At 66.8% G+C, this 25,868-nt stretch carries 23 protein-coding genes and 1 tRNA gene; 13 read left to right on the top strand and 11 right to left on the bottom strand.

The genetic code is table 11. From position 1 onward, the window contains the following. Nucleotides 1-38: 38 nt before the first annotated feature. Nucleotides 39-194 (top strand): hypothetical protein, encoded by a 156-nt coding sequence (locus ACMGFE_RS05480; protein ID WP_436924066.1) that lies wholly within the window; start codon nucleotides 39-41, stop codon nucleotides 192-194. A 79-nt stretch (nucleotides 195-273) separates the two neighbouring features. On the opposite strand, the gene ACMGFE_RS05475 is transcribed toward ACMGFE_RS05480, so the two are convergent. Further along, a complete protein-coding gene (locus ACMGFE_RS05475) occupies nucleotides 274-1,413 on the bottom strand; it encodes a DUF63 family protein (protein WP_436924065.1) in 1,140 nt (379 codons plus the stop codon). A 99-nt stretch (nucleotides 1,414-1,512) separates the two neighbouring features. Next, the gene (locus tag ACMGFE_RS05470) at nucleotides 1,513-2,340 is read right to left on the bottom strand and encodes an inositol monophosphatase family protein (RefSeq protein ID WP_436924064.1); all 828 of its coding nucleotides are present in this window, start codon (nucleotides 2,338-2,340) and stop codon (nucleotides 1,513-1,515) included. A 431-nt stretch (nucleotides 2,341-2,771) separates the two neighbouring features. On the opposite strand from ACMGFE_RS05470, the gene ACMGFE_RS05465 reads away from it, so the two are divergent. Beyond that, entirely contained in the window at nucleotides 2,772-4,304 is a 1,533-nt protein-coding gene (locus tag ACMGFE_RS05465; RefSeq protein WP_436924063.1) for a glycoside hydrolase family 140 protein, read from the top strand. A 215-nt stretch (nucleotides 4,305-4,519) separates the two neighbouring features. Here the strand turns inward: ACMGFE_RS05465 and ACMGFE_RS05460 are convergent, their stop codons facing one another. Both ACMGFE_RS05460 and ACMGFE_RS05455 read right to left on the bottom strand, forming a co-directional pair. Then, a complete protein-coding gene (locus ACMGFE_RS05460; RefSeq protein ID WP_436924062.1) occupies nucleotides 4,520-4,720 on the bottom strand; it encodes a hypothetical protein in 201 nt (66 codons plus the stop codon). A gap of 210 nt (nucleotides 4,721-4,930) precedes the next feature. Continuing rightward, nucleotides 4,931-5,014, bottom strand: a tRNA-Leu gene (locus ACMGFE_RS05455). 212 nt (nucleotides 5,015-5,226) lie between these two features. On the opposite strand from ACMGFE_RS05455, the gene ACMGFE_RS05450 reads away from it, so the two are divergent. After that, entirely contained in the window at nucleotides 5,227-6,381 is a 1,155-nt protein-coding gene (locus ACMGFE_RS05450; protein ID WP_436924061.1) for a S1C family serine protease, read from the top strand. Nucleotides 6,382-6,641: 260 nt separating this feature from the next. Next, nucleotides 6,642-6,905: a DUF7967 family protein gene (locus ACMGFE_RS05445; protein WP_436925151.1), complete on the top strand. Its 264-nt coding sequence runs from the start codon at nucleotides 6,642-6,644 to the stop codon at nucleotides 6,903-6,905. Nucleotides 6,906-7,035: 130 nt separating this feature from the next. On the opposite strand, the gene ACMGFE_RS05440 is transcribed toward ACMGFE_RS05445, so the two are convergent. Beyond that, the gene (locus tag ACMGFE_RS05440; protein WP_436924060.1) at nucleotides 7,036-7,443 is read right to left on the bottom strand and encodes an acyl-CoA thioesterase; all 408 of its coding nucleotides are present in this window, start codon (nucleotides 7,441-7,443) and stop codon (nucleotides 7,036-7,038) included. Nucleotides 7,444-7,607: 164 nt separating this feature from the next. Here ACMGFE_RS05440 and ACMGFE_RS05435 point away from each other — a divergent pair, with 164 nt between their 5' ends. After that, nucleotides 7,608-8,105, top strand: a complete 498-nt coding sequence (locus ACMGFE_RS05435; protein WP_436924059.1) for a DUF309 domain-containing protein — start codon at nucleotides 7,608-7,610, stop codon at nucleotides 8,103-8,105. A gap of 28 nt (nucleotides 8,106-8,133) precedes the next feature. On the opposite strand, the gene ACMGFE_RS05430 is transcribed toward ACMGFE_RS05435, so the two are convergent. Continuing rightward, nucleotides 8,134-8,775, bottom strand: a complete 642-nt coding sequence (locus tag ACMGFE_RS05430) for a flagellin (protein WP_436924058.1) — start codon at nucleotides 8,773-8,775, stop codon at nucleotides 8,134-8,136. Between the two features lie 260 nt (nucleotides 8,776-9,035). Between ACMGFE_RS05430 and ACMGFE_RS05425 the strand changes: the two genes are divergently transcribed. Beyond that, complete coding sequence (locus ACMGFE_RS05425) at nucleotides 9,036-9,824, top strand: M14 family metallopeptidase (protein ID WP_436924057.1); 789 nt, start codon at nucleotides 9,036-9,038, stop codon at nucleotides 9,822-9,824. Nucleotides 9,825-9,880: 56 nt separating this feature from the next. On the opposite strand, the gene ACMGFE_RS05420 is transcribed toward ACMGFE_RS05425, so the two are convergent. Both ACMGFE_RS05420 and ACMGFE_RS05415 read right to left on the bottom strand, forming a co-directional pair. Then, on the bottom strand, nucleotides 9,881-10,330 hold the full coding sequence (locus tag ACMGFE_RS05420; RefSeq protein WP_436924056.1) for a UPF0179 family protein: 450 nt from the start codon (nucleotides 10,328-10,330) through the stop codon (nucleotides 9,881-9,883). 105 nt (nucleotides 10,331-10,435) lie between these two features. After that, nucleotides 10,436-10,819 (bottom strand): DUF5820 family protein, encoded by a 384-nt coding sequence (locus tag ACMGFE_RS05415; RefSeq protein WP_436924055.1) that lies wholly within the window; start codon nucleotides 10,817-10,819, stop codon nucleotides 10,436-10,438. A 697-nt stretch (nucleotides 10,820-11,516) separates the two neighbouring features. Here ACMGFE_RS05415 and ACMGFE_RS05410 point away from each other — a divergent pair. The 5 genes from ACMGFE_RS05410 (at nucleotide 11,517) to ACMGFE_RS05390 (ending at nucleotide 20,262) form a co-directional block, all read left to right on the top strand. Further along, nucleotides 11,517-13,583, top strand: a complete 2,067-nt coding sequence (locus ACMGFE_RS05410; RefSeq protein WP_436924054.1) for a PrkA family serine protein kinase — start codon at nucleotides 11,517-11,519, stop codon at nucleotides 13,581-13,583. A gap of 1 nt (nucleotide 13,584) precedes the next feature. After that, complete coding sequence (locus ACMGFE_RS05405) at nucleotides 13,585-15,867, top strand: PrkA family serine protein kinase (RefSeq protein WP_436924053.1); 2,283 nt, start codon at nucleotides 13,585-13,587, stop codon at nucleotides 15,865-15,867. Between the two features lie 55 nt (nucleotides 15,868-15,922). Continuing rightward, nucleotides 15,923-17,233, top strand: coding sequence for a YeaH/YhbH family protein (locus tag ACMGFE_RS05400; RefSeq protein WP_436924052.1), 1,311 nt, complete (start codon nucleotides 15,923-15,925; stop codon nucleotides 17,231-17,233). An 8-nt stretch (nucleotides 17,234-17,241) separates the two neighbouring features. After that, a complete protein-coding gene (locus ACMGFE_RS05395) occupies nucleotides 17,242-19,230 on the top strand; it encodes a SpoVR family protein (protein WP_436925150.1) in 1,989 nt (662 codons plus the stop codon). Between the two features lie 147 nt (nucleotides 19,231-19,377). Beyond that, nucleotides 19,378-20,262, top strand: a complete 885-nt coding sequence (locus ACMGFE_RS05390) for an RICIN domain-containing protein (RefSeq protein WP_436924051.1) — start codon at nucleotides 19,378-19,380, stop codon at nucleotides 20,260-20,262. A 6-nt stretch (nucleotides 20,263-20,268) separates the two neighbouring features. Here the strand turns inward: ACMGFE_RS05390 and ACMGFE_RS05385 are convergent, their stop codons facing one another. The 3 genes from ACMGFE_RS05385 to ACMGFE_RS05375 form a co-directional block, all read right to left on the bottom strand. After that, entirely contained in the window at nucleotides 20,269-21,420 is a 1,152-nt protein-coding gene (locus tag ACMGFE_RS05385; RefSeq protein WP_436924050.1) for a signal peptidase I, read from the bottom strand. Nucleotides 21,421-21,521: 101 nt separating this feature from the next. Next, on the bottom strand, nucleotides 21,522-22,784 hold the full coding sequence (locus ACMGFE_RS05380; protein WP_436924049.1) for a hypothetical protein: 1,263 nt from the start codon (nucleotides 22,782-22,784) through the stop codon (nucleotides 21,522-21,524). Between the two features lie 183 nt (nucleotides 22,785-22,967). After that, a complete protein-coding gene (locus ACMGFE_RS05375; RefSeq protein WP_436924048.1) occupies nucleotides 22,968-23,486 on the bottom strand; it encodes a hypothetical protein in 519 nt (172 codons plus the stop codon). 259 nt (nucleotides 23,487-23,745) lie between these two features. Here ACMGFE_RS05375 and ACMGFE_RS05370 point away from each other — a divergent pair, with 259 nt between their 5' ends. Together ACMGFE_RS05370 and ACMGFE_RS05365 are read left to right on the top strand one after the other, a co-directional pair. Further along, on the top strand, nucleotides 23,746-24,603 hold the full coding sequence (locus ACMGFE_RS05370; RefSeq protein WP_436924047.1) for a hypothetical protein: 858 nt from the start codon (nucleotides 23,746-23,748) through the stop codon (nucleotides 24,601-24,603). 49 nt (nucleotides 24,604-24,652) lie between these two features. Further along, nucleotides 24,653-25,867, top strand: a complete 1,215-nt coding sequence (locus ACMGFE_RS05365) for a DUF5305 domain-containing protein (RefSeq protein WP_436924046.1) — start codon at nucleotides 24,653-24,655, stop codon at nucleotides 25,865-25,867. Nucleotide 25,868: the final 1 nt, after the last annotated feature.

The raw sequence follows: 25,868 nt of genomic DNA, 5'->3' as shown, positions 1-25,868 counted from the left end.
TTCTGCAAGCCCGAAGCGGTCCGTCAGAGGAGCGCATCATGGTATCAGAGTTCGACCTCCCGTGTACAGACTGCAATCAGCAACTGGTGCGGACGGAAGTCGCGTCGCCGTCGACGGGCGACGAGTTGACCGTGGCGGAGTGCCCGACCTGCGGGAGCCGGTACTATCCCGAGTCGGCCCTCGAAAAGGTCTGACGGCCCCGTTTTCGTCGATTCCTCGCCGGCTTCGTAGCGGTAGCGCCGACGCGAGCGTTCGGTTCGGTCCAGCCCCGATTCAGATGGCGAACGTGACGCGCAGCATGTCCCGCGTCCCGGGGCCGAGGCCGACGGCCGCGGCGGCGACGAGCAGCAAAACCGCGTAGCGGGGACTCTCCTCGAAGATGTGCTCGTCGAAGAGCCAGACGATCCCCACCGCGACGGCGAGTTTCACGACGAGGAACGGCCACGAGGTACCGATCACCGCCGACACCGACGACGGCTGTATCGTCTCGGTGATGCCGATGATCGCCCGGTTCGCGACGTGTTTCGCGCCGTAGGCGTCTATCGGGTGACCCAGCTCCGGGAGCCAGTCGGCCGCGACCACGTTCGCGACGCCGTCGACCGCGTGCGCCCACAGGATCCCGAGCCCGACCAGGCCGGTCCCCTCGTTGATCTCCGGTTCGTAGCGGTCGGCGCCGACGTAGATCCCGTACGCGAGCACGGACGCGAGTCCCAGGTCGACCACCAGTATCTGCGGGTAGAACTCGGCGTACTCCCGCGTCGCCGCGACGAAAAAGAGGTACGCCAGCGTGAGCGCGAGGACGCCGAGGCCCATCCCCGCCATCGCCCGGTATCTGTTCTCAACGACGCCCTGGGATTCGAGCCGCAGGCTCACTAGCAGCGCCCCCAGCGTGATCACGAACACCGTCACGTAGATCACGGGGCTGATGAACAGGACGTTCAGCGGGTAGCTGATGACGGGTTCGACGCCGGCGCCGGCGGCGGCGTCGGTCACGTCTTCGACGACCCTGACGGCGCCGCCGAACAGCATGAACGGGACGAGCGAGAGGAACAGTCGTTTGTCCTCGCCCACGTCCAGCCGGTCGAGCAGGAAGTAGACCCCGGCCAGCATGAACACCAGCACGACCATGTACCCGACCGTGGAGACGGTGCTGTACCCGGTGTACGCGACGACGCCCGACGCCTCGGCCGCCTGACAGGCCGCGGTGCTCCCGAGCAGTTCGGTCCCCTCGCCGGTCCTGACCGCACACCGCGCGTTGTTGGCGTCCGAGTAGATCGGGCCCCAGAAGTACTGCCAGACGAACTCGTCGTAGACTCGTTCGGTGGCCACGACTGAGCCGCCGACCAGCGCCACCAGCGCAGCGGCGAACGCCGCGAGCCAGCCCCGCTCGGACACTACCTGCTCGCTTTCCATGCCCTCAATCCGTCGCGTCTGGCTGTTTAGCCTTCCGGTCCCGTGCGCACGTCGAGCGCGACCGCGACCACGGCGTGCTGGTAGCGCGACGGCGCTGCTCTACCGCGATGCCGCCGCTCGCGCCACCTCGCAGACCGCGTCGTGCGCTTGGCCGTTGCTCGCGACGACCCCTTCGCGGTCCGGCGTCCACTGCTCGCCCTCCAGGTCCGTCACCGTCCCGCCGGCCCGCCTGACGAGGTGGATCCCGGCCAGCGAGTCCCACGGGTCCGGCGTGTACGTCGAGAACGCGGCGTCGAGTTCCCCGCTCGCGACGAACGCGAGCGTCGACTGCATGCTCCCGAACCGTCGAAAGTCCCCCAGCCGATCGACCGTCGCGGCCGCGACAGCGCCCAGGTCCGCGCCCGCCCCGCGTTCGAAGCGCCCGACCGACGCCGCGGCGAACGTCTCGGGGTCAGTTCGGCCGCTCACTTCCAGCGCGTTCCCGTTGCGAGTCCCCGTCTCCGCCGCCGCGTACAGGTCCTCGGTCGTCGGGAGGTACGTCGCCGCCGCGACGACCTCGCCGTCGGTCACCGCGGCAACCGCCGTCGCCCAGGTCCGGTGGCCGCGCGCGAAGTTCGCCGTCCCGTCGATCGGGTCGACCACCCACACGTCCCCGCTCTCTGGCACCTCCGACAGGATCTCGACCTCCTCGCCCGGCGTCCCCAGCGGCACCGCGTCTTCCTCGCCGACGACCGCGTCGCCGGGAAACTCCCCGCGGATCGTCGAGACCACCTGGCGCTGGGCGTCCCTGTCGGACTCGGTCACCAGGTCGTTCTTGTCGGCTTTCGTCTCGACGTCGAGCTCGCCCCGGAAGGCCTGGCGAGCGACGGCGCCGCCTGCTCTCGCTGCCCGCTCGGCCACCGCCACTCGTCGATGTGCGTCGGTCACGCCCGTTCCTCCGTCTCCCGCGCAAAAAGCCGCTCCGGATCCGTCATTTTCCTCGGGGGTCGCCTGCGGCGACCTCCCGACAAAAAACAGGGGTGAAAACGGCCGTTCGTTCCCTGTAGTCGCGACCGGTGTCCTCGACCGCTTCCTGGACGAACCAGTCGCGCCAATTAGAGCGTAACACAGTGACACGAGTGGTGAAGAGTGAAATCCAGGGCTCGGGCATGGATCGAACTTGGGCTATCGGGACTACTGCGTTCGCTGACTCGCAGCCGCATCCTCGTTCGATTTCGCGAGATTCTCGGCAACTCTCTCGAGATGCGGAGCTCGAACACGGTTTCAGAATCGCCTTTTCGTAACCTCTCGCACGGAGGTCATCCTCGGAGATAGCCGAGTCACGAACGGTTTTGTAACGCGTGGAGGATACGGCATACATGGCTCAGCGATGGCAGCCAGTCGAATGGAAATTCGAGCCTGCCAATTCACACGAGAACGCGTACGGCGACGAGTTGCTGACTGCCACGTTCGAACACGAATCGGGTACAACGCACGAAGTGTCGGGGTTCCGATACGGGGACGGCACCGTTCGCGTGCGCTTCGCACCGCCATCACAAGGTCGGTGGACCTGGGAGACCCACTCGACTGATCCGGAACTCCGCGAGAGCGGGACGTTCGAGGCGACGACGAACCGGACTGAAACCGCGCTTCACGAGCACGGCTACCTCGTCGCGGACGAGCGTACCCTCCGCCACGCGGACGGGACGCCCTTCTTCTGGCTCGGGGACACCGCCTGGTCGGCGAGCACGCGCGCGACTCCGGAGGAGTGGGCGGACTATCTCGACCACCGCGCGGAACTCGGCTACAACGTCGTACAGGTGAACGCGCTCGCACAACACGACGCCTCGATTCCCCACGACAGGCTCCCGTTCGGCGCGGACTGGGAGATGGATTCTCCGGATCCCGAGTACTTCGAGGCGCTCGACGGCCTCGTCGCGATGGCCCACGACCGCGGCATCGTGCCGGCGCTCGTCGCACTCTGGTTCGACTACGTCCCCGGGGCGAACGCGAGCTGGGACTACGTCTACGCGGACCGCCACCCGATGACTGCCGCGCAGGCACGACGGCTCGGACGGTATCTGGGCGCCCGCTACGGTGCATACGGGACCGTCTGGCTCGTCTCGGGGGACTCCGAGTTCGACGAGGAGTCACTACAAGTCTATCGAGCGGCCGCGGAGGGACTCCGCGACGCCTGTACGCATCCGCCCTTGACCGTCCATCAGCCCGGGGGCCAAGTGACGCCGGCGATCGCGAACGACGAGGACTGGCTCCACTTCCACATGTACCAGTCGGGACACTCGACCGACCTCACCGGCCCCCGCAGCCAGGCACACAGTACCAGAACGCTGGACCCGCCGCGGCCCGTTCTCAACGGCGAGCCGCCGTACGAGGACATGTACAACCGGGACCCAGACGAGCGAATCGATCGTAGGACCGTTCGGGCGGCGGGCTGGGTGAGCGTCCTCGCGGGCGCGAATGCCGGGCTCACGTACGGCGCACTCGGCATCTGGAACTGGCACCGGGAAGGAGACGCGTTCGAGGCCGGAGAAGACCGGTGGGGCAAGTCGGCAACGTGGCGTGAGGCCCTCGAATTCCGAGGCGCCGAAGATTACGCCCGATTACGCGAGATTCTCGACGGATTCGCGTTCGACTCACTGGAACCTCGACCCGAGCTCCTCGTAACTGACGAATCGGGCGTCGAAGCAGCGGTGCTCGCGGATGCCCTCCTCGTATACGCGGTCGACGGCCACCGTCTGACGCTCCGTGACCCTCCGACTGTCGATTTCTTCGAGTGGGTTGACCCCGGAACCGGCGCGAGGCGCGACGCCGAGGTCGAACGCCAGGGTGACGACGTTCGTGTCTCTCCCGCTCCGTTCGATGGCGACGGCCTGCTCGTTGGACGACGATAGTTCCAACACGGGATCCTATCGTTGTCTCTCTGACATCTATTGGATCCACGACTGCGCCAGCGGCCAAAAGGTCGTGAACCAGGGTCAGAACGGCGGGCATCTGCTGAACGCATCCGCTGTATCCAGCACGGCACTCTGAACGACAACCAATTTTGAGAGACGGATAGTGGTCAATTCGCACGCCGCACTGAACACACTCTTTCGATTGCAGTCGGTTACTCCGAACCCTCTGCCTCGTCGGCCATCTCGATGATGGACTCGGCGATGTCGCGGGCCTCTTCCGGCGTGTAGAGCGTCTGGTCGCCCCACGACTGGTCGATGCGCACGTAGCCGTCCCTGGCGTCGATGTCGAAGAAGGCAGTATGCTCTAGCGGTGGCACGTGCAGCGGGTCCTGGGCCGTGTCGTCCGTTGCCATACCCAATATCCGGCCCGAAATGTCATAAACTTGCCCCCGTCTGCCGGATTTCTGGACAGTCGCGCACCTCGTGGGGACGTTTGGCAGAAGTTTGCGAGGGAAGACCGCTCCGATCACGGCGCAACACCGTTCACATCAAGGCCGACCGATGGCCGGCCTCGTTCCGCGGGCTTCCTGCACTGTTTGCGAGGGGCCGCGTGGGCCACACAGTGCGAGGGAAGGGATTTGAACCCTTGGACCCCTACGGGAGCGGATCTTGAGTCCGCCGCCGTTTCCAGGCTTGGCTACCCTCGCACGCAGATACCGGTTCGACTGACGCGTTTGAATAGGCTACGGTATCGCCGCCGCCCCCGCTGCTTGCCGGGAGTACGCCGTACTTATCGGATGCGGTCGAACCGTCGGCGCTGGTAGCCACCTCCGAACGGTCACGTAGCCGGTGGTTGACTGCGCAAAACCAGCTAAACCGTTGTGGGACTCTTCCGTCCACCGCGGGCAACACGCGGACGATGCAACGGACAACTATCGCTGTAGCACTGACCGCACTGCTCACGGTGACGAGCGTCGGCGGCGCGATGGCGCTCGGCGTGCCCGCGGGCGACCTGTCGCCACAGACCGAACGGTCTCAGGACGCCCAGCAACAGACCGCCTGTGACTACGAGTCGCTGTTCGACGACACCATCGGATCGGTCGTCTCGGTTCGGACGGTCTCCGGACAGGGGTCCGGTTTCGTCTACGACGTCACGAACGCCACCGGCGGCGTGAACGAGACCGACGCCGCGAACACAACCGACGAAGTGAGCGCGGCGGGAAGCGCGTACATCGTCACGAACGCGCACGTCGTCAGCGGCGCGGACACCGTCGAGATCCAGTTCGAGCGCGGCGAGTACCGAACCGGGACGATCGTCGGTCGGAGCACCTACGCCGACCTCGCGGTCGTGAACGTCTCGGACGCCCCCGCCTACGTCGAGGGGCTCTCGGTCGCCGACTCCGATCCCGACCACGGCGAGAAAGTGGCCGCGCTCGGTAACCCGCTCGGCCTCGAAGAGACGATCACCCACGGCATCGTCAGCGGGGTGAACCGGTCGCTGCCGACCGACCGCGGCTTCTCCATCCCCAACGTCGTCCAGACGGACGCACCGATCAGCCCCGGCAACTCCGGCGGCCCGCTGGTCGCCTGTGACGGCGACGTCGTCGGCGTCAACACCGCCGGGATCGCCCGTCAAGGCGCCGAGAACATCGGTTTCGCCGTCTCCGCGTCGATCATCGAGCGGGTGGTTCCCGAACTCGTCGCCGAGGGCGAGTTCGAATACCCCTTCCTCGGCGTGCGAACGACGCCCGTCACGCCCGCGGTCGCCGACGCCAACGACCTCAACCAGACGACCGGTATCATGGTTGTCTCCACCGCCGAAGGCGGACCGGCCAGCGGCGTGTTGCAAGGCGCCACGGGCGTCGACGAAACGACGGAGCCCGACGTCCCGATCGGCGGCGACGTGATCCTGGCGGTCGACGGGGAGCAGATCGAGACCGGTGAGGACCTCGGCACCTACCTCGTCCTCAACACCGAACCCGGCCAGACCGTCGAGATGACCGTCCTCCGCGACGGCCAGGTCGAACAGGTCGACGTGACTATCGGCGAACGGCCCGACCCGCAGGGCACCTGAGTCCGGACTCCCCGAGTTCGCGCTCCCGCGGCGTTCGCCGGGGCGACCGACGCCGCGAGAACCGCTGTCGAACTCGTCGGCGGCGAACACCTATCCCCGCCGCGGACGTAGATTCGCGTATGGATAGCGACGCGGACGAACCCCCCTCACAGGCGGAGACGGACGGACTCGACTCGGTTGACGAGAGCGACCAGGCCGACGAGACCGATGGAACCGACGAGACTGCCGAGGCCGGCGAGACTGCCGACGCCGACGAAACGGTGCAGGTCTGGCTCGTCGAACGCACGTACTCCGACGACGAGCAGAACATCATCATCCTCGTGTACGCGACGCCCGACGGGGAGCGTTACTTCCGGAAAGAGCGCGCACTGACGAGTTTCACGAACGACGTCCGGGAGACGACCGCCGCGGTGGACGTCTCGCCGAACAATCTCGGCGCCGTCACCGACCCCGAGGAGCGTGAGCGGTACGCCACCGAGGCCGCGCGGATGGCCGAGGCCTACGACCCCGACGACACCGTTTGAGACCGCCGCCCCGTGACCTCACCCGTCTAGGTCTCGGCAACCGATCTCACCCGCCCAAAGATCGGCAGTCGACCTCACCCGTCCAGATTTCGGCAATCGACCTCACCCGTCCAGATTTCGGCAATCGACCTCACCCGTCCAGGTCTTCGAAGTCGTGGATGCGCTCGCGCAGTTCGGGCGGGATCGGTCGCGATTCGCGCGTCTCGGGGTCGACGAACACTTGCGTCGTCTCGGCCTCGGCGACGAGAGCCCCGTCCTGTCGGAGTTCGTAGGCCATCGTGAAACTCGACTCGCCGAGGCTGGTCACCTCGATTCCCACGTCGACGGTGGACGGCTCGGTCACCGACGACCGGAAGTCGACGTTCAGCGAGACGACGACGGCGGAGAACTCGTCGATGTCGTCCACACCGAGTACCTCCTCGATGTACGCGACGCGGGCCTGCTCGCAGTAGGTCCCGTACACGACGTTGTTGACGTGACCGAACGTGTCGAAATCCCGGTAGCGGACGTCGACTTCGTGTTCGAACGCTGCGTCCATGGCTCACGTGTGGACGGCGGCTGTGTTAACAACCGCGGAACCGCGCTCCCGGGACCGCGCTCGCGTTGCCTGACCCACCGTCGGGCCGACGGACAGTTGCACGGACGGGCCGACTGCCGGTCGCACCGACGGGATTACACGTCGGGCGCCCGGAGAGGTGAGTGATGGACGAACACACCCGGGACTACGACGTCGGGCCGCCAACCACCGGTGATCCCGCCGGCTGGCGGGCCGACCGCGGCGCGTCCAACGGGTGGGAACACGGGACGCTCCGGCGCGCGGTCGTCCACGGCGTCGCCCTCTTCAACGCCGGCGAGTTCCACGAATCACACGACTGCTTCGAGGACGAGTGGTACAACTACGGCCGCGGGTCGACCGAGAGCAAGTTCCTCCACGGGATGGTGCAGGTCGCCGCCGGCGCGTACAAGCACTTCGACTTCGAGAACGACGACGGGATGCGCTCGCTCTTTCGCACGGCGCTGCAGTACCTCCAGGGCGTCCCCGAGGACTACTACGGCGTCGACCTCCGGGAGGTCAGGGCGACGCTGGCCGACGCGCTCGACGACCCGTCGGTCCTGCGGGGGTGGCAGATCCCGCTGGACGGCGAACGACCGGTCGCCGACGATCGGGACTTCGCGTACGCCGAGTCGCTGGAACATTGACGGCCGTCGAACGGAGAACCGGGCCAGGTCAGAGCTGCACGGCCTCGTACCCGCTCAGGGTCTCCGGGACGGTGACGGTGGTCTGGGTAGTCGCGCCGGACTTCGTCGACAGTTTGATCCGGACGGTGCTGCCCTCTCCGAGCGGTTCGTCGGTCTCGTCGACGTTGACCGTGCCGTCGCTCGTCGCCATCGTCACGTTCGTCGGATCCCCTCCGGTGTCGAACGTCAGGATGAACCTGTCGTCCGGGTCGTTGAGAACCGGGAGCGAGTCGTCCGCGTCCTTCAGCGCCGTCGCCGCGAAGTCGGCGTCGCCCGCGTCGACCCGGTAGTGAGTGACGTGGTAGACGCCGCTCGGATCGAGCCACTGGACGGTGACGTTGCGGAGGTCGACGTTCCCCGCGCCCGGGTTCGCATGGACGGTGACGTTCACGCGTCCGATGACCTCCTTGCCGTCGACCATCCCGACCGCGCCCGACTTCGGCGCGATGTCTATCCGGTCGGTCACCTGATCGCTGGAGTCCTGGCCCGTCTGCGAAGATTTCGTCTGGAGGAACCCGGCCGTGTTGATCAGGACACCGGCCGCGATCGCAGCGACCAGGACCATCGCGATGAAGACGACGAGCGTTCCGATACCGACCTGTGCCTTGCCGTCGGATCTGCGTTCGAACATCTGTGAGTCACGTCCCGAAACGGTGGTCCGCCTGCCGCTCGACCGACGTGTCCGGCGAACCCCTCGTTGGTACCCGTGCTTTCGAGAACTCCCTCATAAACGTGTTCGAGCGGTTATCAACGGTGAGTCCGCCGGCGTTCGTCGTCCGTCGCGGTCGGGACGGGAGCGGGCGGGGAGTCGACGGCCGGTCGCGCCCTCGAGCGTCCCAGTCACGGGCGAAAGCGGTCCATCTATAGGGGCCAAACCGGTACCACGGATCGATGCGAGTCGAGACGCTGGGCGACGGAGAGCCAGAGATCGCCGTCGTCGGCGGGATCCACGGCGACGAACCCGCCGGCGTCGAGGCGGTCGAGCACTTCATGGAGACGCGACCGGACGTCGCGAAACCGGTGAAACTCGTCCTCGCCAACGAGGAGGCCATCGAACGCGGCGTCCGGTACGTCGAGGCGGACCTGAACCGCTCGTTTCCCGGGCGGGCCGACGGGCAGAGCCACGAAGTCAGGCTGGCCCACGCCCTCGGCGAGGAAGTCGGCGACTGCCTGACGCTCGCGCTCCACACCACGCACTCCTACGAGGGGATGTTCGCGCTGGTCGACGAGATCCGCGACCTCGCCCGCGAAGTCTGTCCCCGACTGTCGGTCGACGCCGTGGTCGAGACCGGTCACGCGGAGGGGCGGATCTTCGAGGTGGCGCCCGACACTATCGAGGTCGAGTGCGGGTACCAGGGGTCGAAGCAAGCGGCGCGGAACGCCCGGCAGGTCACCCGAGAGTTCCTCGCGGCGACCGGCGCGTTGCCCGACGAGCGGACGCCGCACCAGACCGACCTGCCCGTCTTCAGGTTAGGGGACCCCGTGCCGAAGGTCGCCGCGGAGGAATACGAAGTGTTCGTCGACAACTTCGAGGAGGTGCTCGCGGGCGAGAAGATCGCCGCCGCCGACGGCGAGGCCGTCCTCGCCGACAGCGACTTTCACCCGGTGTTGCTCTCGGCCTACGGCTACGAGGACGTGTTCGGCTACACCGCAGAGCGCGTCGGCACGCTGTCGGGCTGAATCGCCGCAGTCTCCGTCGTAGATCACGCCGGCCACGCCGCCCTCCGGCCGCGCACTCAGCTTTCGTCGGCTTCGAAGACGACCGTCGTCAGGTCCCGGTCGAGCGCGCAGAAGTCGTGGGGCGGGTCGCCGACGACGGTCTGGATGGTCCGCTCGTCGTCGAACTCGACGCCCTCGGGTTCGCAGTACTCGTGGCTCGGGCAGTCGGTGTGCGGACAGGGGCCTTCGAGCGACACCTTGCTCCCGGCGTACGCGCTCGAACTGGCGACGTTGGCGCGGACCGACGCGGGTTCGACCTCGACGGCCACGACGCCGGCGTCGTGGACGGCGCAGTCGAGCGTGCTCCCGTTCTCCCGGAGCGACTCCACCCGGTAGCGGCGGCCCTCGACGAGATTGAGACACTGGTCGCGGTACGGGCAGCCCTCGCAGGCGCTCGACTCGCCGCGGTAGACGAACTCCTGGCCGGGTTCGGCGAGCCGCGACCCGACGAGCGTGAGCGTCGACATATCCGCGACTTGTCGCCGACGCGGATTAAGTTTCCCGGCTCCGCCGCGGCGTAGAAAACCGAGGACCACGAGAATCTCTCGTCCCCAACGGCGATAGGGTTCGGCTCACTCCCCGCGGCCGGTGAGCTCGTCGAGTTTCTCGAAGTACGCCTCGCGCGGGACCTGGTAGAGCGAGCGGTAGTCGACGTCGCCGGCGGCGAAGCGGCCTGCCAGTTCGACGGCACCCGCCTGCGCCTCTTCGCGGGAGTCGTACCGGTCCTCCGGGCGATTGACCTCCGGTTCCAGGTAGAGCGTCACGAACCACGGGTCGTCGGGCCGGGTCTGGTCGCCCGGGTGGCGTCGCCGCCGGCCCTTGGTGAGGTAGACGGTGGGGAGACAGGGCGCCGGAAACGCGTCGCTGTCGAACACGTCGGGCCGGTACGCCAGGACGGCCTTGTGGCGCTCCTCCGACCAGACCACCCAGTCGTCGTCGAGCCCCTCGAATGCCATACCCGTAAGTGGACGTCCCCAGGCCAAGAGTGCCGCGGTCGGCGTCCGACGGGGATCGGTGTCCGGGACGGGCCGGCGCAGAGGGGCTCGATGCAGACGGTACTCGCCACCGACGCGACTTGGTGCAGATGGCACTCGGTGCAGACGGGGCCGTCGAACCGGCCGGGGCTTTCGCGCACCGAGGCATTGACCGGCTCTCGCACGACGTCACGTTGGTAATCGACAACAACCCACACGGGAAAGCGCCGGCGAGACGGGCTGGACGCCCGCGAATCGGCGGACGTTTATATAGCAAGCGGCGCCCCCGTGTGGACGATCCACACGAATCTCTCTCCCTACAACTATTTTCGACAAGAAAATTTCGAAATAAACAGCCGTGAGTGCCCGTACCGCGGAAAGGCTTATCAGTGACCAGACCTCATATGATAAATAGTATCGGTGGTTGCTCCACGGTACGCTGTCGCTACTGTCCGAGGGTCGCCCGCGCGATTCCCGGAAGTTGCGTGTTCACACATGCCATTCGAACACTCGCCCCGGCGGTTCCGGCGGTCCCCTGTTGTCAGCGACGACGAGGTGCCGGGCGGACGGTCCCGGGGGCGACGCACCGAGACACGAAACCGCGGCCGCTCGCCGGTCGCGTCCGTCAGCCGAAGCGCGCTGGCGGCACCACAGTTCGACGTGAACTGTCCGTGATAGCATGACACAGGAAACCCTCGAAGAGCTGAGTCGAGAGTACAGAGACACGATCCCTGCGGACCTCCGAGAGCATCGGTCGTTCTCGGCGTACCTCGATCAGCTCTACGACGAGCCCACGATCGCCCGCAACGCCCACCAGCGCGTTGCCGACATGTTCGACTACTACGGCACCGAGTACGACGAGGACGCCGGCGTCGTCGAGTACAAACTCGCCTCGGAAGACCCACTGAACGACGGTGAGAACACCTTCTACGGACGGATCGTCCACGAGTCGATCCACGAGTTCGTCAACAAGGTGAAATCCGGCGCTCGCGGGCTCGGCCCGCAGAAACGCATCAAGCTCCTCCTCGGCCCGGTCGGGTCGGGGAAGTCCGACTTCGACCGCCAGGTCCGGCGCTACTACGAGGACTACACCCGCTCGAACGAGGGCCGGATGTACACCTTCCGGTGGACGAACCTCTGCGACGTCATCCCGGACCAGGACCCCTCCGACGACACCGTCCGCTCCCCGATGAACCAGGACCCCATGGTCTTGCTCCCGCAGGACCAGCGCGACCGGGTCATCGAGGACATCAACGAGGAGCTCGACGCGCCCTACACCATCCGCAACGAGCAGGCCCTGGACCCGGCCAGCGAGTTCTACATGGACCGCCTGCTCGCCCACTACGACGACGACCTCCAGCAGGTGCTGGAGAATCACGTCGAGATCGTCCGCCTCGTCGCCGACGAGAACATGCGACAGGCCATCGAGACGTTCGAGCCCAAAGACAAGAAAAACCAGGACGAGACCGAACTCACGGGGGACGTCAACTACTCGAAGATCGCCGTCTACGGCGAAAGCGACCCGCGGGCGTTCGACTACTCGGGGGCGTTCTGTAACGCCAACCGGGGGATATTCTCCGGCGAGGAGCTGCTGAAGCTCCAGCGCGAGTTCCTCTACGACTTCCTGCACGCCACGCAGGAACAGACGATCAAGCCCAAGAACAACCCCCGGATCGACATCGACCAGGTGATCGTCGGGCGGACGAACATGCCCGAGTACAAGGACAAGAAGGGCGACGAGAAGATGGAGGCGTTCAACGACCGGACGAAGCGGATCGACTTCCCCTACGTCCTGCAGTACGAGGAGGAGGCGAAGATCTACCGGAAGATGCTGAACAACGCCGACCTCCCCGACATCATCGTCGAGCCCCACACCCTGGAGATGGCGGGCCTGTTCGGCGTCCTCACCCGCATCGAGGAGCCCGACACCGGCAACGTCACGCTCGTCCAGAAGGCCAAGGCCTACAACGGCGAGATCGACGAGGCCGAGGACATCGACGTGAAGAAGCTCCGCGACGAGGCCGCCGAGAAGGCCGAGATCGGCGAGGGCATGGAGGGCGTCTCCCCGCGGTTCATCGGCGACGAGATCGCCGAGGCGATCATGGACTCGATGCACCGCTCGCGCGACTTCCTCTCGCCGCTGACGACGTTCAACCACCTCGAAGCCAACATCGAGAACCACGGCTCCATCCCCGAAGACCGGTTCGAGACCTACCACCGCTACCTCGAACTCGTCCGCGAGGAGTACAAGGAGCGGGCCATCGAGGACGTGCGTCACGCGCTGGCCTACGACGTCGACGAGATCCAGCGCCAGGGCGAGAAGTACATGGACCACGTGATGGCGTACATCGACGACGACACCGTCGAGGACGAGATCACGGGCCGCGAGCAGGAACCGGACGAGCAGTTCCTCCGCAGCGTCGAGGAGAAACTCGACCTGCCCGAGGACCGCAAGGACGACTTCCGCCAGGAAGTGTCGAACTGGGTCAGCCGGCGCGCCCGCGAAGGGGACACGTTCAACCCGCAGGACAACGACCGCCTGCGCCGCGCCCTCGAACGCAAGCTCTGGGAGGACAAGAAGCACAACATCAACTTCTCGGCGCTGGTGTCGAGCGGCGAGATGGACGACGACGAGCGCAACCAGTGGATCGACGCGCTCATCGAGCAGGGCTACTCCGAAGAGGGGGCGCGGGAGGTGCTAGAGTTCGCCGGTGCGGAGGTCGCAAAGAGCGAGATGGAAGACTGATATGAGCGGTCACGACTTCATCGGCGAGGCCGACCGATCGCTCGACCGCACCTACGAGGCGCCGCGGAGCCTCGCCGAGTACGTCGACCTCGTCCTCGACGAACCCGCGCTGGCCGCCCACGCCTCGAAGTACCTGCTCAGCGCCATCGAGGCCGCGGGGACCCGCACGGTCATCGAGGAGGGCGACCAGAAGGAGCGCTACCGCTTCTTCGACGACCCGCACAACGACGGCGAGCACGCCATCCTCGGCAACACCGAGGTGCTCAACGCCTTCGTCGACGACCTGCGGTCGATCGCCGCCGGCCGCGGCAAAGACGAGAAGATCGTCTGGCTCGACGGTCCCACGGCGACCGGGAAATCGGAGCTCAAGCGCTGTCTCATCAACGGGCTGCGCGAGTACTCCAAGACCGACGAGGGCCGCCGCTACACCGTCGAGTGGAACGTCGCCGGCGCCGGCAGCGGCGGCGCCGGCCTCACCTACGCCGACGAACCGGTCGCCGACGAGGACGACTGGTACGAGAGCCCCGTCCAGTCCCATCCGCTCACGGTCTTCCCCGAAGACGTGCGCGAGGATCTGGTCGCCCGCCTCAACGAGAACCTCGACGACCACATCCCGGTCCGCGTCGAGGGCCGACTCGACCCGTTCTGCCGTGAGGCCTACGAGTACCTCGAAGAGAACTACCGCCGCGAGGGCGTCGAGGAGCTGTTCTCGGCGATCACGGATCCGCAGCACCTGCGCGTCAAGAACTACGTCGTCGACGTTGGCCAGGGCATCGGCGTCCTCCACTCCGAGGACGACGGCCCGCCCAAAGAGCGGCTGGTCGGCTCGTGGATGCGCGGGATGCTCCAGGAGCTCGATTCGCGGGGACGCAAGAACCCGCAGGCGTTCAGCTTCGACGGCGTGCTCTCGCAGGGCAACGGCCTCCTCACCGTCGTCGAGGACGCCGCCCAGCACGCCGACCTGCTCCAGAAGCTGCTGAACGTCCCCGACGAGAGGTCCGTCAAGCTGGACAAGGGCATCGGGATGGACATCGACACGCAGCTGATCATCATCTCCAACCCCGACCTCGAAGCGCAGCTCAACCAGCACGCCGACCGCGAGGGCCAGGACCCGCTGAAGGCGCTCAAGCGCCGACTCGACAAACACGAGTTCACCTACCTCACCAACCTCTCGCTGGAGACCGAACTGCTCCGCCGGGAGCTGACAGACGAGACGGAGGTGTGGGACGCCGACTCCTGGGGCGAACTGGAGGAGTGGATCCAGGAGCCGCTGACGGTCCACGTCCGCGACGAGAACGACGAGGTCAACGCGAAGGAGCTGGCACCCCACGCGCTCGAAGCGGCCGCCCTCTACGCGGTCGTGACGCGCCTCGACGTGAGCGACCTGCCCAACGGCCACGACCTCGTGGACAAGGCCCTGCTGTTCGACCGGGGCTACCTCCAGGAGGGCGACGAGCGGATCGACGCCGACGACTTCGAGTTCACCGACGGCGGCTCCGACGGGAGCCACGGCATCCCGGTGACGTTCACCCGAGACGTGATCGCCGATCTCTTCCACACCGAGCAGGACCGCCACCACGGCGACCTGTCGGTCGAACACGTCGTGATGCCGCGCGACATCCTCAACGCGATGGCCGAGGACCTCTCGACGGCACCGGTGTTCTCGAACGCCGAGGCGGCGGACTTCGAGGAGCGCGTGGTTCCAGTGAAAAACCACGTCTTCGGCCAGCAGGAGGGCGACGTGCTCGACGCGATGATGCGCGACAAGCGCGTCGACGAGGAGACCGTCGAGGAGTACATCGAGCACGTCTACGCGTGGTCGACCGACGAGCGGATCGAGAACGACCGCGGCGAGTACGTCGCCCCGGACCCGCTGAAGATGAAGGTCTTCGAGATCGAGCACCTCGGCCGGTTCGACGAGGACGACTACGCCGGCAACCTGCCCGGCGAGGCCGTCGAGGGGTTCCGCGAGGACAAGATCATCACCGCGCTCAACCGCCACGCCTGGCAGCGCCGCGACGAGGAGTTCCGCGTCGAGGACGTCTCCCCCAAGGAGATACCCGTCATCCAGACGGTGCTCGGGAGCCACTCGTGGGACGACGTGAAACGCGCCTACGAGGACTTCGACCCGCGCCAGTGGGACGAACCCCCGAGCGGCACCGAGACGGCCGATCTGAAGGCGAAGACGGTCGAGAACATGCAGGACATGTTCGACTACAGCGAAGCGTCGGCCGAGCTGACCAGCCGCCACGTCATGAGCCAGGTGAGTTACAAATGGGACTGAAAACCGCGCCCACGCCGCCGACGCGACGCCGGGCGGCGAGCGCCCGAGGTGAACGATGGGACTGAGAGACGACCTGGAGCGCTACCGCGAGGTCGGCGAGAACCGCCGGCAGGACCTCGCGGAGTTCATCCAGTACGGCGACCTGGGCCAGAGCCGCCCGGACTCCGTGCGCGTCCCGATCAAGATCGTCGACCTCCCGGAGTTCGCGTACGACCAGCGCGACAAGGGCGGCGTCGGCCAGGGCGACGCCGAAGAGGGCGACCCCGTCGAGGCCGAGCCCCAGCCGGGCGACGACGGCGACGACGACGGTGACCCCGGCGAGGAGGGCGCCGACCACGAGTACTACGAGATGGACCCCGAGGAGTTCGCCCAGGAGCTAGACGAGCAACTCGGTCTCGACCTCGATCCCAAGGGCAAGAAGGTCATCGAGGAGACGGAGGGCGACTTCACGGACATCACGCGCTCGGGCCCCACGTCGACGCTGGACTTCGAGCGGCTGTTCAAGCAGGGGCTCAAGCGCAAGCTGGCGATGGACTTCGACCGCGACTACGTCCGCGAGGCCCTGAAGATCGACGGCTGGGGGCCGGCGAAGGTCTTCGAGTGGGCCCGCGGCGAGAACATGCCCGTCTCCCGGGCCTGGATCGACGAGGCCTACGACGAGATCCCCGCCGGCGAGAAGACGACCTGGGCCAGCCTCGAGGAGATGGAGGCCAACACGGAGCGGGTCGACACCGCCCAGCGCATCCGCCGGGAGGGGATCGAAGAAGTGCCCTTCCGCCGCGAGGACGAACGCTACCGCTACCCCGAGATCGTCGAGGAGCGCGAGAAGAACGTCGTCGTCGTCAACATCCGCGACGTGTCCGGCTCGATGCGCCAGAAGAAGCGCGAACTCGTCGAGCGGACGTTCACGCCGCTGGACTGGTACCTCCAGGGCAAGTACGACAACGCCGAGTTCGTCTACATCGCCCACGACGCCGACGCCTGGGAGGTCGAACGCGACGAGTTCTTCGGCATCCGCTCCGGTGGCGGGACCCGCATCTCCAGCGCGTACGAACTCGCCGCGGAACTCCTGGAGGAGTACCCGTGGAGCGAGTGGAACCGGTACGTGTTCGCGGCGGGCGACTCGGAGAACTCTTCCAACGACACCGAGGAGTACGTCGTCCCGCTGATGGAGCAGATCCCGGCGAACCTCCACGCCTACGTGGAGACCCAGCCGAGCGGGAACGCGATCAACGCGACCCACGCCGAGGAGGTCGAGCGGAACTTCCGCGACGCCGACGACGTGGCCGTCGCCTACGTCTCCAGCCCGGACGACGTGGTCGACGCCATCTACGAGATCCTCAGCACCGAGGAGGAAGCACAATGAGCAGACCGATGAGCGACCGGATCGAGGCCCAGCGCATCGCCGCCGACCTCGAGGAGCCCGTCGACGAGGCGGGCAACCTCGCCCGCAAGTTCGGCCTGGACCCCTACGAGGTGAACTACTGGATCGTCGACTACGACGAGATGAACGAGCTCATCGCCTACGGCGGGTTCCAGCGCCGCTACCCCCACTGGCGGTGGGGCATGCAGTACGACCGCCAGCAGAAACAGGGGCAGTTCCTCGGCGGCAAGGCCTTCGAGATCGTCAACAACGACGACCCGAGCCACGCCTTCCTCCAGGAGTCGAACACCCTGGCCGACCAGAAGGCGGTCATCACCCACGTCGAGGCCCACGCCGACTTCTTCGCGAACAACGAGTGGTTCGGCATGTTCGCCCGGAACCCCAACGCCGCGGCCATGCTCGCCCGGCACGCCGATGCCATCGAGGCGTTCATGACCGACCCCGAGATCGACCGCGGCGAGGTCGAGAAGTGGATCGACCACGTCCTCACGCTGGAGGACAACATCGACCAGCACGTCCCCTACGAGCCCATCGACACCCGGATCGACCTGATCGACGAGCGCGACACCGCCGACGTCGCCGAACAGCTCGAGGAGCTCGATCTGTCCGACGAGGTGAAGGGGCAGGTGTTCACCGAGGAGTGGCTGGAAGCCCAGAGCGACGACGAGGAGGGCGTCACCTTCCCCGCCGAGCCGGAGAAGGACGTGCTCGGGTTCCTCCGCAAACACGGCATGCGCTACGACGAGGACGCCGCCAGGGCCGACGAGATGGAGGACTGGCAGAAGGAGATCCTGGAGATGCTCCGGCGCGAGGCCTACTACTTCGCGCCCCAGAAGATGACGAAGGTGATGAACGAGGGGTGGGCCGCCTACTGGGAGTCGGCGATGATGACCGGCGAGACGTTCGCCGGCGACGACGAGTTCGTCCTCTACGCCGACCACATGGCGAAGGTGCTCGGCTCCTCCGGGCTCAACCCCTACAAACTCGGCCTGGAGATCTGGCAGTACGTCGAGAACGCCACCAACCGCCGCGAGGTCGTCGAGCGCCTGCTCCGCGTCGAGGGCGTCACCTGGCGCAACTTCCACGACACCGTCGACTTCGGGCAGGTGGTCGATCTGATCGAACCCGACCCCGAGGTCGCGTCCGTGGTCACTCACCTCGACAGTCTGGACTCCGAGGACCCGCGGATCGATGCGGAGGCGCTCGACGACGCCCGATCGGGCGAGATCGACGTCGAGGCCTACCCCTGGAAGGTGCTCACCTACGAGGGGCTGGCCGAGCGCCACTACTCGCTCACCAAGCCCCAGAACCGCGGCTTCGTCTCGCGGGTCAGCCAGGAGGAACTGGAGCGCGTCTCGCGGTACATGTTCGACGATTCGCGGTACGCGTCGGTCGAAGACGCCCTCGCGGACATCGACTACGCCCGCGGCTGGGACCGGATGCGGGAGATCCGCGAGAGCCACAACGACGTCACCTTCCTCGACGAGTTCCTCACCCAGGAGTTCGTCGACGAGAACGAGTACTTCACCTACGAGTACACCCAGTCGACCGGCGACTACCGCGTCACCTCGGTGGACTACCGCGACGTGAAGAAGAAGCTGATGCTGCAGTTCACCAACTTCGGCAAGCCCACCGTCGTCGTCGAGGACGGCAACTACAACAACCGCAACGAACTCCTGCTGGCCCACCAGTACAACGGCGTCATGCTCGACCTCGGACAGGCCAAGGACGTCCTCGAACGCGTGTTCGAACTCTGGGGCCGGCCCGTGAACCTCAAGACCATCGTCAAGGAGTTCGACGAGCACGACGTGGAGGTCGCCAAACGGCGCGACCGCGAGCCCGAACCCGAGGAGGTCGGGCGATTGATCCGCTACGACGGTGACGAGGTGACCGTCGAGGAACTCCCGTGGGACGCCGTCGACCACCTCGCCGCCGACGACATCGACTACGACACCAAGCCCGACGAGTGGCTGGCCTGACGGTCGACCGCCGAGCGGGTCCTGCCGCACCGGTTCCGGCCGGTGTTTTCAGCGCCTGTAAAACGCAGTGCCGATTTATGTAGGAAACGACCGTAGTGGGCATCTGAAGCCGAATCGACCCTCGCGGTCGGTCGGAGGTGGGCGTGGATGGGAAAACGAAGGACGACCAGCCGACGGGCAGCGCTCGGACTGATAGGGAGCGGTGCGCTCGTCGTCGCGTCGCGGACCTTCGCCGCCACGAACCTCTCGGTGTCGCGACCGGCAGATATGAGCGTCGTGAGCGATCCGAACGCCTACCTCGGGATCGACGGTATCGGAACGAGCCCGGGCGACGAGATCTCCGTCGTGAACAACACGGACGCGACGCTGGAGGTCACCGTCACGACGTCGAACTTCCGGATCGAGAGCGGCGGCAGCGACACCGAGTGGACGTTCCAGCTCGCCGCCGGGAGCTCCCAGACCGTCCAGTTCAGTCCGGACGGCGCCAACAGCGACGACGTGCAGTTCGAGGGGGACCTGCTCGACGGGAGCACCGAAACCGGACGCATCGAGTTCTCACGGACCATCGAGATTCCGCCCGAAGACGGCCAGACGTATCGCATCGAGAACGTCCACAGCGGGCTGTCTCTCGGTGCGGTTTTCGCGTGGGAAATCAACAACGGAGTAGAGATCTACTACAACGTCGAACAGGAGACCTACGACGGGAGCAACGACCAGCAGTGGATCGTCCGCGAAAACGGGGACGGGACGCTCCGGTTCGAGAACGTCAGGTACGGGGACGTCATCGGCGTACGGGACGGCTCGAGTGGACAGGGAGCCACGCTCACACTCCGAAACTGGAACGGGAACGACGATCGACGCTGGGATCCCACGCTGAACGACGACGGCAGCTACCGGTTCGAGAACGAGGCGAGCGGACTCGCGATGGACGTCGAGGGAGAGAGCACGGCACCCGGCGGGGACGTCATCCAGTGGCCCTGGAAGGGCTCCACCGCGATTCCCAACCAGAAGTGGCTGCTCGTCCCCCTCTAGGTGTCGCTACCCGAACCGGCGCCTGATCCGGGTGCGAACGGACACGCCGCTGCCCCAGCGCAATCGGAGTGGCCCGAACCCGAGGAGGCGACCGCTGACGAACAGGACCGCGAGCACCAGTACCACGTTGACCGCGAGCAACGCGAGCGCGGGATGCACGTCGTGGAGCGCGCCGACGACCGGCGGGGGTAAGACCAGCAGGTACCGGTACTCCCGGATCTGCCCGGTGGCGCGCTCGCCCGGCGGCGGTGTCACCATCGAGACCGAGACGGAGGCGTTCCCGCTCCCCCAGAGCACGCGCGGGCTGTCCGGGACGGTCACGTTCCCCGCGGTCGACTCGAACGCGAACGCCAGCGGCACCACACCGTAGTTGGTGTAGCGGTACTCCCAGGTGGCGGGTTCGCCGGGGACGAACTCGTCGCTGCCGTCGACCACGTCGCCCTCGATGGCGATGTCGTGGGTCGCCGACGGGACCAGCATCGCGGTGTTGGCCGGGACGAGAACGACCAGGAGGAACACCGCCGCGAGTTTGCGCGTATCGACGACGGCAGGTCTGTTCCGCGATCGGGTCCGTTCGCGGCGGGGACCGGCCAGCGATTCCTGGACCGCCGTCAGGACGAAGAGCACGACCCCGAGAGTGACGAGGAACACGCCGGCGCCGTTGGATCCGGCCGATTCGTCCATGCCGAGCGCTTGCGCGATGGTCCCCTGCGCCGCCTGGACGACGCCGCGGATTGCGACGACGGCGACGCCGAGATACGGGATAGCGACGACTGTGTCGCCGACCGAGAGCGCTTTCGCGACGATCTGGTCCTCGGTCACCGCCGGCTCGACGCCGTCCTGGTCGGTGAACGGGTTGGCGTCACCTTTGGTGATGTAGCCCGCATCGGTCTCCCCGACCACGCGGTGAGTCGTCAGGCCGCCGCCCTGGAGGTTCTGCGCCCTGAAGACGACGACGTCGCCCTCCTGGACGTCCCCGGCGACCGCGGTGGGCACCGCGACGAAGCCGTCACCGGGGTTCAGCGTGGGCGCCATGCTCCCCGTCTCGACGAACCCGAAGAGGACCGGCTGGCCGAGGACGGCGCCGACGACGAGCGCGACGACTGCCGCCGCCACCAGCAGTTCGCCGAACCGGGCGGCCAGCGACCGGAATGACACGAGTCACCGATTCGATAGCCCCCAGTAAAAGCGTTTCAGTGCCGTGCCAGCCCGCCGCGGGCCGCGCCCCGCCGCGGAACGGCGTCCCGCCCGCGACGTCGTCACTCCGTGGGCGGCCGCGCCTCGAAGCCCACAGTGACGTCCTCGTCGGGGTCGAATCGGGCCGGGAACGCGACACTGAGGCCCAGCTCGGCGCCGGGCTCCATCTCCATCCCCTCGGCCAGGACTGCGTCCCCGCCGACCAGCAACCGGACATCGTCAGGCGTCTCGTCCGTCGCGAGCGCGACGACGAGAGACTCCTCCGACGCATTCGAGAGGGTGACGACGTCCGCGAAGACCGTCGCGTCGTCCTCCGACCTCGACGACCACGACTCTGTCTCCGTGAACGCGAAGGAGACGGTCCCCTCGGCGACGCCGTACCGGTCTTCGTCGCCCGAACCCGGCGAGACGCGGAGTCCGGCAGCGCTGTCGACGGTCACTACTAACGCGGGCGAGTCGCGAAGCCATCCGAGCCCCCAGAACAGCAGGGGCAGCCCGACGAGCGCGGCCAGGAGACCACCGAGCAGGGAGAACGGGAAGCCGCTGGTCCCCGGAGTCGTCCCGGCTGTCGTCGACGGCCCGTCCGGCGACCGTTCCTCCGCGACCGGCTGGGTGGTCGCCGGGGGGACCGACGTCGCGGACCCCTCGCGCTCGGTAGTCGCGGTGGGTGTCTCGGTTCCGTCGTCGGGGACGGTCGTCCCGTCGTCGGGTGGCACCGTCGTCGGTGACTGCGTCGGCGTCGACGTCGGTGACTGGGTCGGCGTCGGCGTCGGAGGCTCGCTCGTCGTCACCGGGCGCCGCGTGTTCGGCGTATCGTCGTCGCCCGAACCGCCAGCCGACCGGGCCGTCGGGTCCGGCGACGCGGTCGTCGCCGTGGGCGTCGCAGTCGGAACCACCGCTTTGACCGTCAGATCGACCGTCAATGGCGCGGACACGCCGCTGTCGACGCGGATACCCGCGGTGAACGTCTCGCCGGCGGACATCGCGACCGCGTTCGGCTTGCTGCCGATCGACCCGCGAGTGTCCATCCGATAGACGGTCACCGCCGGCGAGGCGGTCTCGACCCACACCTCGGCCCCGTCCAGCGACGTGGAGACGTTGAACACCGAGTCGACGACCGTCGTCGCTCGCGAGTTCAGGTCCGTGAGTTCGATGACGAGCTCGCCGTTCGCGTCCATCTCGGCGTACCGGTCGCCGTTCTCCGAGTCCGCGGGGTTCAGATAGACGCCACGGACGGCCTCGTCGCCCCCGGTGAAGGCGCCTGTCGAGACGACGGCCCCGGACGCGACGACGAGGACGACGAAGACGAAGAGACGACCCGACATCGGTCACCCACCGTACGCGCCGCTCGCGCACGCTATCCGCCGGCGCCGATGGAATACTACTAACATGCTCTGCTAACGGCCCAGGCGCAGTCGCTCGCGTTCCGCGCACCGCGGCTCCCGGGTGGTGCTCCGAGCGAATCGTTCGCTCCCGGTTTTCGAGTCGAGGTCAGTGTCGCCCGCCTATCAGGCAGACTGGGCCGTACTGGCCTCGATCGTGATCGTATTGTCCGAGTCACTCACCGAGCTGGTGTCGATTATCAGGTCGACACTCACGCTTCCACCGGAGGTGAGCGAGTGATCGTCTCCCGATGCGGGCCAGGACTTGAGGTTGTGGCCGTTGTTGTTCGACTCGATAGTGACGTCCGCCGGAGCGCCCTGAATGCGTACACCGACCGCTTCGCCGAGATTATTCGTGATGGTGAACGCTGGCGACAGTGTCGTCGTCGCGTCGTCGTTTAGCGAATTCAGATCGATCTGCAGGATAGTCTGTCCGTTGTTCCCGGTCGTCGTTCCGACCAGAGGGGAATCAGCGACCAATCCCACGTTCGCACCGTTGTTGTCGTCAACCGTCGTGATGTTCAGATCACGCGATGCGCTCACTGACGTCAGCGCCCCGCTCCCCAGCGCGGCGCCGCTACCCACCGCGGCAGTGCCGATACCTACCAGTACGTTCCGTCGGTTCATTTTCATCGTTGTCCACACCCACCTGTTAGGCGGTTACTACTCATACTGACATACTCCATGAAAAAGATATTGGTAAACTTCCGTCTTTTCTGAACGAGAGAAAGCCCCTCCGAACCGCCCTCCTCGCGGTTTCTCGCCGTATCTCGCGGGCTACCGGAACCAGTGGTTACTTAAGGTGGGATTTCCATCTACGTTCAAGTACGGTGCCGCCGGCCCGGGCCGGGTGGGCCCGACGTGCGGCGCGGAAGCCGTGCGGACGGCACCGACAGGCGACGCAATGGAACGGCGAACTGTGATTCGACGCGCGGCGCTGGGACTGCTGACCAGCGGTGCGGCTCTCGCGCTTGCGGACACGAATGCGGCGACCACCCTCACCGCCGATCGGACGGTCAACTTCGGCACGACTACCGACGCGACCGCGCTGCTCTCGGTCGAGAACATCGACGACGCCGACACCGTTCCGCTGGTGACCAACCGGACCGGCCACGACGTGTCGGTGACGCTCTCGTCGGCGGACGGCGGCGTCGAGTTCGACGTCGGGGACGACGGAAACGCCGACGGCGCGGCCCCCACGTTCGCTCTGTCGGCAGGTGCGGACGTGCGCGTCGACGTGCTCTCCGACGGTACGACGCCAGTCACGTTCGAGGCGGACCTGCTCGGTTCGGCCGGTGACGTCGTCGGCTCGATCACGTTCCAGCGCGACGTGGAGACGCGCTCACAGGCCGGTCAAGTCGACGTCACCGCGAACGTCACCTCGGTGGGCAACAGCGGCAAGTACGAGTTCGAGCTCGAGAACACCGGCAGCATAGACGTGACGCTCGTGGGCATCGGGATCCGACGGACGAGCAATCCGGCGGCAGTCGAAGTCGCGGGCGGCGACGTCCTGTTCGTGGCCGGGTACGGGTCGGTGGTGAACGCGCCGATTCCGGTCGACAGCGACGCCCCGGATTCGGACACCCGCCGGGACTTCACGGCGGACGTGGCCCTCGACCAGGGACAGACGCTGACGTTTCGGTTCGATCGATTCAAGGACGCCGACGGGAAGAGCGCCAAGATGAAGAAAAACGGCGATACGGTCGACATCACCCTGTACTTCGACGATGGGAGCGAACTCGACAAACGGCTCCAGCCGTGACCCGGGCGACCGTCACCTCTTTTAGCCGGGCCGTGAGATACGGATGACGATGACTGCCGAGGACGGGCCGACGACCGCCGACAGGGTGCGACACGTCTGTTCGTCCCACTTCGTGCTCGCCGTTGGACTCTGCCTGCTCCTCGCGGTGGGCGGCGCCGTCGTCGCCGTCGGCGCCCACACCGGGCCGGACACGACGACCGAACAGCGAGTCGTCGCGACGTGGACTACCGACAGCGGCTTCGACCACGCCGCCGTCGTCCAGCGGGACGCACGCCCGTTCGACCGGGGCGAACTCCTCCGCAATCGCTCGACGTACTTCAGTTCGGTCACCCCGGTCCTCAACGGCACCTACCGGTACGAACACGGCGGCGATGCTGACACTGCCCGCGTCACCACCGACCTGACGCTCGTCGTCCGTGCCGTAACTCGAGACTCGAACGGTGGCGTGCTCTGGCGCGAAACCGAACCGCTCGCGTCCGCGGACACCGCCTCGGTGCCCGCCGACGGTGCTCATCGAGTTCCGTTCCAGGCGAACGTCACCGAACGCATCGAATACGGACGAGCAGCCCGTGAGGATCTCCAGACAGTCCGCGGTCGGATCGAAGTAGTGATCGTGGCCGAGACCGAGGCAGTGACGACGCTGGAGGGAGACCGACTGGTCGACGAACGGACCGAACAGATCGAAATTTCGCCCGAACAGGGGACCTACGACGTCTCGGTCAACGCGTCGGGCCCCGCACAGAAACCAGTCAGCGAATCGGTCTCGGTGCCCGTGGAGGCCGATCCCGTCCGCGAGTACGGGTCGATCCTGATCGCTCTCCTCGGCGTCGCCGGTGTCGCCGCGCTCGTGTGGACGGACCGGACCGGCCGTCTCGACGTGCCGAGTCGCGTCGCGTCCGCCATCGCCGTCCAGCGCGAGCGCGACTCGTTCGACGAGTGGATCTCCGTCGGTCACCTCCCGCCCGGGGACGAGGACCGCGTCGTCACCCTCGACTCGCTCGAAGACCTGGTCGACGTCGCGATCGACTCGGACCGGCGCGTGATCGAGGACGTAAATTCGTCGACGTACGTCGTCCTCGACGGTGAGACTCGCTACGAGTTCCGGTCCGACACCGCAGATCACACGGGGGCGTCGAACGTGAGCGGCGCGCGGTTCGGCGGCTCGGTGCGGGACGACGGCGACCCGGTCGGCGCCGTCGACGGCGACGGCGCGGACGACGTCGCGGCCGATGACGGGAGTTCGCCGCCGGCGAGCGAGAACTGAG

This window comes from Halosimplex amylolyticum (genome assembly GCF_051414035.1).
Taxonomy (GTDB): Archaea; Halobacteriota; Halobacteria; order Halobacteriales; family Haloarculaceae; genus Halosimplex; species Halosimplex amylolyticum.
The sequence above is the reverse complement of the archived record's forward strand: the minus strand, read 5'-3'. Positions and strand labels throughout refer to the sequence as shown.

Coding starts and splice junctions, on each gene's coding strand:
- ACMGFE_RS05415 (WP_436924055.1), bottom strand. CDS start 10,819: ATGGCATTCGAGGGGCTCGACGACGACTGGGTGGTCTGGTCGGAGGAG.
- ACMGFE_RS05410 (WP_436924054.1), top strand. CDS start 11,517: ATGACACAGGAAACCCTCGAAGAGCTGAGTCGAGAGTACAGAGACACG.
- ACMGFE_RS05435 (WP_436924059.1), top strand. CDS start 7,608: ATGGACGAACACACCCGGGACTACGACGTCGGGCCGCCAACCACCGGT.
- ACMGFE_RS05395 (WP_436925150.1), top strand. CDS start 17,242: ATGAGCGACCGGATCGAGGCCCAGCGCATCGCCGCCGACCTCGAGGAG.
- ACMGFE_RS05460 (WP_436924062.1), bottom strand. CDS start 4,720: ATGGCAACGGACGACACGGCCCAGGACCCGCTGCACGTGCCACCGCTA.
- ACMGFE_RS05480 (WP_436924066.1), top strand. CDS start 39: ATGGTATCAGAGTTCGACCTCCCGTGTACAGACTGCAATCAGCAACTG.
- ACMGFE_RS05475 (WP_436924065.1), bottom strand. CDS start 1,413: ATGGAAAGCGAGCAGGTAGTGTCCGAGCGGGGCTGGCTCGCGGCGTTC.
- ACMGFE_RS05365 (WP_436924046.1), top strand. CDS start 24,653: ATGACTGCCGAGGACGGGCCGACGACCGCCGACAGGGTGCGACACGTC.
- ACMGFE_RS05400 (WP_436924052.1), top strand. CDS start 15,923: ATGGGACTGAGAGACGACCTGGAGCGCTACCGCGAGGTCGGCGAGAAC.
- ACMGFE_RS05440 (WP_436924060.1), bottom strand. CDS start 7,443: ATGGACGCAGCGTTCGAACACGAAGTCGACGTCCGCTACCGGGATTTC.
- ACMGFE_RS05405 (WP_436924053.1), top strand. CDS start 13,585: ATGAGCGGTCACGACTTCATCGGCGAGGCCGACCGATCGCTCGACCGC.
- ACMGFE_RS05370 (WP_436924047.1), top strand. CDS start 23,746: ATGGAACGGCGAACTGTGATTCGACGCGCGGCGCTGGGACTGCTGACC.
- ACMGFE_RS05425 (WP_436924057.1), top strand. CDS start 9,036: ATGCGAGTCGAGACGCTGGGCGACGGAGAGCCAGAGATCGCCGTCGTC.
- ACMGFE_RS05390 (WP_436924051.1), top strand. CDS start 19,378: ATGGGAAAACGAAGGACGACCAGCCGACGGGCAGCGCTCGGACTGATA.
- ACMGFE_RS05450 (WP_436924061.1), top strand. CDS start 5,227: ATGCAACGGACAACTATCGCTGTAGCACTGACCGCACTGCTCACGGTG.
- ACMGFE_RS05430 (WP_436924058.1), bottom strand. CDS start 8,775: ATGTTCGAACGCAGATCCGACGGCAAGGCACAGGTCGGTATCGGAACG.
- ACMGFE_RS05420 (WP_436924056.1), bottom strand. CDS start 10,330: ATGTCGACGCTCACGCTCGTCGGGTCGCGGCTCGCCGAACCCGGCCAG.
- ACMGFE_RS05465 (WP_436924063.1), top strand. CDS start 2,772: ATGGCTCAGCGATGGCAGCCAGTCGAATGGAAATTCGAGCCTGCCAAT.
- ACMGFE_RS05380 (WP_436924049.1), bottom strand. CDS start 22,784: ATGTCGGGTCGTCTCTTCGTCTTCGTCGTCCTCGTCGTCGCGTCCGGG.